Here is a 7,900-nt window from a genome sequence, read left to right on the forward strand (position 1 = left end):
CGACCGCCGTCCGGATGAGGATGACGACGCCCGCCGCCGCGCGGCCGCGCCGTCCAAGGCCATCTCCCGCGCCAAGGGCGCCCCGCAGCGCCGCGAAGGCCGCCTGACCATCCAGACCGTGGCCGGCGACGGCGAGGGCGCCGAGCGGATGCGCTCGCTGGCTTCGGTCCGCCGCGCCCGCGAACGCGAGCGCGAGAAGCGCAAGGGCGGCGGCCAGGAGCAGGCGCGCGTCGCCCGCGAGGTGGTCATCCCCGACGTGATCACGGTGGGCGAGCTCGCCAACCGCATGGCCACCCGCGGGGTCGAGGTCATCAAGTTCCTGATGCGTCAGGGCGTGATGCTGAAGATCAACGACGTCATCGACAACGACACCGCCGAGCTGGTGGCCACCGAGTTCGGCCACACGGTGAAGCGCGTCTCGGAAGCCGACGTCGAAGAGGGCTTCATCGGCGCCGAGGACGTGGACGATCATCTGGTCGGCCGCCCGCCGGTCGTGACTGTGATGGGCCACGTCGACCACGGCAAGACCAGCCTGCTCGACGCCCTGCGCGCGACCGACGTGGTCGCCGGCGAGCACGGCGGCATCACCCAGCACATCGGCGCCTATCAGGTGCGGCTGGCCGACGGCCAGGCGGTGACCTTCCTCGACACCCCCGGCCACGCCGCCTTTTCCGCCATGCGGATGCGCGGCGCGAACGTGACCGACATCGTGGTGCTGGTGGTGGCCGCCGACGACGGCGTGATGCCGCAGACGGTCGAGGCCATCAATCACGCCAAGGCCGCCGGCGCGCCGATCATCGTGGCGATCAACAAGATCGACAAGCCGGACGCCGATCCGACCCGGGTGATCAACGAGCTGCTGCAGCATGAGATCGTGGTCGAAAGCCTCGGCGGCGAGACGCAGGCGATCGAGGTCTCCGCCAAGGAGAAGATGGGCCTGGAGGACCTGATCGAGGCGATCCTGCTGCAGGCCGAGGTGCTCGACCTGAAGGCCAACCCCGATCGCACCGCCGACGGCGTGGTGATCGAGGCCAAGCTCGATCGCGGCCGCGGCGCCGTCTCGACGGTGCTGGTCAAGCGCGGCACCCTGAAGCGCGGCGACATCGTCGTGGCCGGCGACACCTTCGGCCGGGTTCGCGCCCTGCTGAACGAGCGCGGCGAACAGCTGACCACCGCCGGCCCCTCGGTGCCGGTGGAGATCCTCGGCCTGGACGGGACGCCCGCGCCGGGCGAGCCGTTCGCCGTCGTCGAGAACGAGGCCCGCGCCCGCGAGCTCACCGAGTACCGCGTGCGGGTGAAGCGCGAAAAGACCGGCTCGCCCACCCAGGGCGCCAGCCTCGCCGACATGATGGCCCGGCTCGCCGACAAGAAGGTCTCCGAGCTGCCGGTGGTCATCAAGGCCGACGTGCAGGGCTCGGCGGAAGCCATCGTCGGCTCGCTCGACAAGCTGGCCACCGACGAGGTGCGCGCGCGCATCATCCTCTCGGGCGCCGGCGCGATCAGCGAAAGCGACGTCATGCTGGCCAAGGGCGCCGGCTCGCCGATCCTCGGCTTCAACGTCCGCGCCTCCAAGCAGGCGCGCGACCTGGCCGACCGCGAGGGCGTGGAGATCCGCTACTACTCGATCATCTACGACCTGATCGACGACATCAAAGGCGTGCTCTCGGGCATGCTGGCGCCGATCCAGCGCGAGACCTTCCTCGGCAACGCCGAGGTCCTGCAGGTCTTCGACATCACCAAGGTCGGCAAGGTCGCGGGCTGCCGCGTCACCGACGGCGTCGTCCGCAAGGGCGCGCGGGTGCGGATCGTCCGCGACGGCGTCGTGGTCCTCGAGCTCGGCGTCCTGCAGACGCTCAAGCGCTTCAAGGACGAGGTGGGCGAGGTCCAGTCCGGCCAGGAATGCGGCATGGCCTTCCAGGGCTTCCAGGACATCAAGGTCGGCGACACGATCGAGTGCTTCAACCTCGAAGAGGTCAAGCGGTCGCTGTAGGGCGGCCGTGATCTCGCCGCCTTGTTGCGGTAGAGCTTGAGCATGAGCCGCATCCGCGCCCTTCTCTTCGGCCTCGCCGCCGTCGCCCTTTCCGCCTGCGCCACGGCGCAGCGGCTGGACGCGGCCGGCGACGTGCACGCCCTCCTGATCTCCATCCGCGACAACGACCAGGCGGCGTTCGAGGCCCACGTCGACCGGCCGGCGCTGAAGCAGGAGCTGCAGGCCAAGCTCGACCAGCGGCTCGGCAAGGACGAGCGGCTGAAAGGCATCGCCGCCCTGCTCGGCCCCTCGGTGATCGACTTCGCCGGCGACACGCTGTTGCAGCCGCGCGTCTTCCGCACGGTGGCCGAACATTACGGCTACACCGCCCAGACCCGCATCCCGAGCCAGGTCGAGCTGGCCGCGGCCTTAAAGCCCCTGCCCGACGGCCGCGTCTGCGCCGTCAGCAAGAAGGACGGCCCCTGCCTGCTGATCTTCAGCAAGGAGCAAGGCGTCTGGAAGCTGTCCGGCTTCGAGGGCGACATGTCGATGCTGCGGATCAAGCTCTGAGGCCGTAGCGCCCCCTTTCCACTCTCCGTCATGGCCCGGCTTGTCGGGCGATGACGGAATAGGTTGGCTGGACTTCCGGCGCGCTCACGCCTAGAAGCGCGCCCTTCCTTCGCTGAGCGGCGCGTCCGACCCGCGCCCCAGTCCATCGAGGCCGTTCCATGAAGCGTCACACCGACCGCGGGCCCGCCCAGGGCCCAACCCAGCGCCAGTTGCGCGCCGGCGAGCTGATCCGCCACGCCCTGGTCGACATCCTGCGCGAGGAGGATTTCTCCGACGCCGCGCTCGAGGGCGTCTCGGTCACCGTCACCGAGGTCAGGATGAGTCCCGACCTGCGCCACGCCACCGTCTTCGTCGAGCCGCTCGGCGGCGGCCGTGCGGACGAGGTCGTGGAGGGCCTGAACCGGCATGCGAAGTTCCTGCGCGGCCGGCTGGGGCGCAGCATCGACATGAAGTTCACCCCGGACCTGAAGTTCCTGCACGACGAGAGCTTTAACGAGGCCCAGCGGATGGACCGGCTGTTCGACGATCCCAAGGTCCAGCAGGACCTGCGCCACGACTTCACGCCCGACGCGCCTTCGGATCGCTGGAAGGACGAGGACTGATGGGCCGGCGGCGGAAGGGCGAGGCGGTCTCGGGCTGGATCTGCCTCGACAAGCCCTACGACATCACCTCGACCCATGCCGTGAGCCGAGTGCGGCGGATCTTCAACGCCCAGAAGGCGGGCCACGCCGGCACGCTCGATCCCCTGGCCACCGGGATCCTGCCGATCGCGCTGGGCGAGGCGACCAAGACCGTCCCGTTCCTGATGGATGCGGACAAGGCCTACCGCTTCACCATCGCCTGGGGGCGGACCACGGCGACCTACGACCGCGAGGGCGAGACGCTGGCCGCCTCGGACGTGCGCCCGACCCTGGCCCAGGTCGAGGCGGTGCTGCCGCGCTTCGTGGGCGAGATCGAACAGATCCCGCCGGCCTATTCGGCGATCAAGGTCGACGGGGAGCGGGCCTACGACCTGGCCCGCGCCGGCGAGGCGGTGGAGTTGAAGGCCCGCACCGTGGTGATCCATTCGGCGCGCGTCGCCGACGCGGCCGACGCCGACCACCTCACCCTGGAGATCGAGTGCGGCAAGGGCACCTACGTCCGCGCCCTGGTGCGCGACCTGGCCGAGGCGCTGGGCGCCTGCGGCCACGTCAGCGACCTGCGGCGGACGCGAGTCGGCGGATTTGCCGAACAGTCTGCGGTGACGCTGGAATTGCTTGAGGAATTCGGGCATAAGGCCCGCCAGTCGGAGGCTTTGCTTCCGGTCGAGACCGCGCTGGACGACATCCCGGCGCTGGCCGTGACCGACGAAGACGCCTTCAGACTGAAGCAGGGACGATCGATCGTTCTCGTTCCCCGACAGGTGGAGACGGTGAAAGCCAGGCTCAGGCCGGGCTCGCGCACCGTTTCGGCGATGGCGGGCGGGACGGTCGTGGCGCTCTGCGAGATGCGCGCGGGCCGGCTCGAACCCTCGCGGGTCTTCCATCTTGAAAAGAGCGGAGACTAACCGATGTCGATCACGGCCGAACGCAAGGCTGAACTGATCAAGACCCATGCCCGCGGCGACGCGGACACGGGCAGCGCCGAAGTCCAGGTCGCGATCCTCTCCGAACGGATCGCCAACCTGACCGAGCACTTCAAGACGCACAAGAAGGACAACCACTCGCGCCGGGGCCTGCTCAAGCTCGTCTCCCAGCGCCGGTCTCTGCTGGACCACCTGAAGAAGTCCGACGTGTCGCGTTACCAGAAACTGATCGAGACCCTCGGCCTGCGCCGCTAGTCAACGGTTGGTGAACCGCTCCCCGGTTGATCCCAACCGGGAGAGCGGCTCTGAATAGTCCTATCGCCGCTCCTCCGTGACAGGCCGGGGGACCGATGCGGCGCCTTAAGGGGGCCCCGAGACGCTGGGCCGCCCGCTCGTACGCCGAGGGTTCACAGAAATCCTCATCCGCCTGTTCGAATGGAGAGGATTTCGGAAGTCCGACGCCCTGTCCGCCCCCGCCGGGAATACGCCCGCGGGATGAGAAAGAAGCAAAAATGTTCGATATCAAGCGCAAGACCATCGAGTGGGGCGGCAAGACGCTCACGCTCGAAACCGGCCGCATGGCCCGTCAGGCCGACGGCGCGGTCCTGGCCACCTACGGCGAGACCATGGTGCTCGCCACCGCCGTGTTCGCGAAGTCGCCGAAGCCCGGCCAGGACTTCTTCCCGCTGACGGTGAACTACCAGGAGAAGTTCTACGCCGCCGGCAAGATCCCCGGCTCCTTCCCCCGCCGCGAAGGCGCGCCCTCCCAGAAGGAGACGCTGACCTCGCGCCTGATCGACCGTCCGATCCGCCCGCTGTTCGTCAAGGGCTTCAAGAACGAGGTCCAGGTGGTGGCGACGGTGCTCGCCCATGACCTGGAGAACGATCCCGACATCGTCGCCATGGTCGCCGCCTCGGCCGCCCTGGTGCTCTCGGGCGCGCCCTTCATGGGCCCGATCGGCGCGGCCCGCGTCGGCTTCATCGACGGCCAGTACGTGCTGAACCCGACCCTCGACGAGCAGAAGACCTCGAAGATGGACTTGGTCGTCGCCGGCACCCACGACGCGGTGATGATGGTCGAATCCGAGATCCAGGAGCTCTCCGAGGAGCAGGTCCTGGGCGGCGTCACCTTCGCCCACAAGTCGATGCAGCCGGTGATCGACGCGATCATCGAGCTGGCCGAGCACGCCGCGAAGGAGCCGTTCGACTTCGCCGCGGACGACACCGACGCGATCAAGGAGAAGGTCAAGGCGGTGATCGGCGCAGACCTGCGGGCCGCCTATCAGATCACCGGCAAGACCGAGCGCCACGCGGCCATCTCCGCGGCCAAGGACAAGGCGCTCGGCCAGTTCGCCAAGTCGGACGCCAACCCGGACGGCTATGACGCCAACAAGCTGGGCGGCGTCTTCAAGGACCTGGAGGCCGACATCGTCCGCCGCTCGATCCTGGAGACCGGCAAGCGGATCGACGGGCGCACCGTCGACCAGGTCCGCCAGATCGTCTCGGAAGTGGGCGTGCTGCCCCGGGCCCACGGCTCGGCGCTGTTCACCCGCGGCGAGACCCAGGCGCTGGTCGTGGCCACGCTGGGCACCGGCGACGACGAGCAATTGATCGACGCGCTCGAAGGCAAGTACTTCGAGAAGTTCATGCTGCACTACAACTTCCCGCCCTTCTCGGTGGGCGAGACCGGCCGCATGGGCGCCCCCGGGCGTCGTGAGGTCGGCCACGGCAAGCTGGCCTGGCGGGCGATCCGTCCGATGCTGCCGTCGGCGGAAGAGTTCCCCTACACCATCCGCCTGGTCTCCGAGATCTTCGAGTCCAACGGCTCGTCGTCGATGGCCTCGGTCTGCGGCTCGTCGCTGGCGCTGATGGATGCGGGCGTTCCGCTGAAGAAGCCGGTCTCCGGCATCGCCATGGGCCTGATCCTGGAAAGCGACGGCTTCGCCGTGCTGTCCGACATCCTGGGCGACGAAGACCACCTGGGCGACATGGACTTCAAGGTCGCCGGCACCGCTGACGGGATCACCTCCCTGCAGATGGACATCAAGATCGCCGGCATCACCGAAGAGATCATGCGCAAGGCCCTGCAGCAGGCGAAGGGCGGCCGCGACCACATCCTGGGCGAGATGGCCAAGGCCATGGAAGCGCCGCGCCACGAGCTCGGCGAATACGCGCCCAAGATCGAGACCATGAAGATCCCGGTCGACAAGATCCGCGAAGTGATCGGCTCGGGCGGCAAGGTCATCCGCGAGATCGTGGAAAAGACCGGCGCCAAGATCGACATCGGCGAGGACGGCACGATTAAGATCGCGGCCGCCGAGCAGGCGAAGATCGACGCGGCCCGCGAGTGGATCAAGTCGATCGCCTCGGAGCCGGAAGTCGGTCAGGTCTACACCGGCAAGGTGGTGAAGATCGTCGACTTCGGCGCCTTCGTGAACTTCTTCGGCGCCCGCGACGGCCTGGTCCACGTGAGCCAGATCTCCAACGAGCGCGTGAACAAGGTCTCCGACGTCCTGCAGGAAGGCCAGGCCGTGAAGGTCAAGCTTCTCGGCTTCGACGACCGCGGCAAGACCCGCCTCTCCATGAAGGTCGTCGACCAGGAGACCGGCGAGGACCTGTCGAAGAAGGAAGAAAAGGCCGAGGAATCCGCCGACGCCTGAGGGTGCGGCTGATCAAGGTTGAAGACGAGGGGCGGCCGCAGCGATGCGGCCGCCTTTTTTCATTCCGCTCAAGTGCGAAGCAGACCTTACGAATGGCCGCATGGGGTGGAAATCTACCTCTCCCGCCGTGCGGGAGAGGGGGACCGCTCGCCGAGCGCAGCGGAGAGCGAGCGGTGGAGAGGGAAAGCCGCCGCCAGCGCGCCGCCGCCTTGATCAACGCGGTTGAGACCCCTTGGGCGCGGCTCGCCCCCACCCCCACGCGCTCTTCGCTACGCTCGGCCCGCGGGTCCTCTCCCCCGCTGCGCGGGGGAGCTGCAAGGGCATATTTGGGTCGGGAGCGCCAGCTAGCCCTCTTTTGGCAAGCCGACCTTGATGAAGTTCCACGGGGTTCGACAGATCTTGACGGCTACCGTGAGTATGCGACCTTCAAAACTCAAGGTAGTGAAGAGGCGACGGGGATGCGCATTTTGCAGGCCACGTTTGGAGAGCTATTCGGCGCAGCCTTCGCCGTCGGCTTGGCATTTGACGCTGCGCTCTTCGTACTGGGCCTGCTCGCGGCGATCATACAGCCTGGCTTTTTTCACTCGGGCGTTACCCCGGGCACACAGGTTGCCGCGTCCTCTCCCGCGCAAGCGATCGGCGTGCTCGTACTGATGATGTTGTTTGCTGTTATTGCGAACCTTCTCGTCTCATCGGGCGGCGCGGGGCTGACTGTCCTTGGGCGTTTTCTCAAGATTCTGCCGAAAGGTGCGAAAGCGTAAATGCTCCGCATCTGCCCGTCGAGGCGGAAGGTCCGAGTTGGGGTCGAAGGCACCCCTTGCCGCTTTTCCCGAAAGCGGACCTCCAAGTCGTTGGAAACGCATCGCCAGATGCTTCCCAGGCTTCAAACTCCTGGCAAGATGCGAGCCTGCCGGTCCAGGCCTGTCAAGGATCGCGCCTCCGGCGCGACCGCGTAGCGGCGAGCCCTGCGGGCTCGTCCTTGAGAGGCCTGGACCGGCAGGCAGACTGGCCGCCATGAGATTTAAGCCCTTCCTCCCTCGCGAAGCGGGGGAGGGGGACCACGGGCCGAGCGCAGCGAAGAGCGCGTGGTGGAGGGGGCAGGCGGCTGGCAAGGGTCGTTGAGCTGCGAAATCGGGA

Annotated in this window: 7 protein-coding genes; all 7 read left to right on the top strand. The window is 67.8% G+C overall.

The window, feature by feature from the left end; all coding sequences use genetic code 11:
- On the top strand, positions 1 to 1,990 hold a 1,990-nt coding region (infB, locus tag VJS38_RS17410; RefSeq protein ID WP_324089417.1), incomplete at its 5' end, for a translation initiation factor IF-2.
- A gap of 42 nt (positions 1,991 to 2,032) precedes the next feature.
- Positions 2,033 to 2,539: a DUF2939 domain-containing protein gene (locus tag VJS38_RS17415; RefSeq protein ID WP_324089418.1), complete on the top strand. Its 507-nt coding sequence runs from the start codon at positions 2,033 to 2,035 to the stop codon at positions 2,537 to 2,539.
- Between the two features lie 158 nt (positions 2,540 to 2,697).
- Positions 2,698 to 3,141, top strand: a complete 444-nt coding sequence (gene rbfA / locus VJS38_RS17420; protein WP_324089419.1) for a 30S ribosome-binding factor RbfA — start codon at positions 2,698 to 2,700, stop codon at positions 3,139 to 3,141.
- A complete protein-coding gene (gene truB, locus VJS38_RS17425) occupies positions 3,141 to 4,085 on the top strand; it encodes a tRNA pseudouridine(55) synthase TruB (protein ID WP_324089420.1) in 945 nt (314 codons plus the stop codon). Before rbfA ends, truB begins: the two co-directional genes overlap by 1 nt.
- A 3-nt stretch (positions 4,086 to 4,088) precedes the next feature.
- Entirely contained in the window at positions 4,089 to 4,358 is a 270-nt protein-coding gene (gene rpsO / locus VJS38_RS17430; protein ID WP_324089421.1) for a 30S ribosomal protein S15, read from the top strand.
- Between the two features lie 257 nt (positions 4,359 to 4,615).
- Positions 4,616 to 6,763 (top strand): polyribonucleotide nucleotidyltransferase, encoded by a 2,148-nt coding sequence (gene pnp / locus VJS38_RS17435; RefSeq protein WP_324089422.1) that lies wholly within the window; start codon positions 4,616 to 4,618, stop codon positions 6,761 to 6,763.
- 458 nt (positions 6,764 to 7,221) lie between these two features.
- On the top strand, positions 7,222 to 7,524 hold the full coding sequence (locus VJS38_RS17440) for a hypothetical protein (RefSeq protein WP_324089423.1): 303 nt from the start codon (positions 7,222 to 7,224) through the stop codon (positions 7,522 to 7,524).
- Positions 7,525 to 7,900 lie beyond the last annotated feature (376 nt).

The organism is Phenylobacterium sp. (assembly GCF_035276905.1).
Lineage (GTDB): Bacteria > Pseudomonadota > Alphaproteobacteria > Caulobacterales > Caulobacteraceae > Phenylobacterium.

Coding starts and splice junctions, on each gene's coding strand:
- pnp (WP_324089422.1), top strand. CDS start 4,616: ATGTTCGATATCAAGCGCAAGACCATCGAGTGGGGCGGCAAGACGCTC.
- rpsO (WP_324089421.1), top strand. CDS start 4,089: ATGTCGATCACGGCCGAACGCAAGGCTGAACTGATCAAGACCCATGCC.
- VJS38_RS17415 (WP_324089418.1), top strand. CDS start 2,033: ATGAGCCGCATCCGCGCCCTTCTCTTCGGCCTCGCCGCCGTCGCCCTT.
- VJS38_RS17440 (WP_324089423.1), top strand. CDS start 7,222: ATGCGCATTTTGCAGGCCACGTTTGGAGAGCTATTCGGCGCAGCCTTC.
- rbfA (WP_324089419.1), top strand. CDS start 2,698: ATGAAGCGTCACACCGACCGCGGGCCCGCCCAGGGCCCAACCCAGCGC.
- truB (WP_324089420.1), top strand. CDS start 3,141: ATGGGCCGGCGGCGGAAGGGCGAGGCGGTCTCGGGCTGGATCTGCCTC.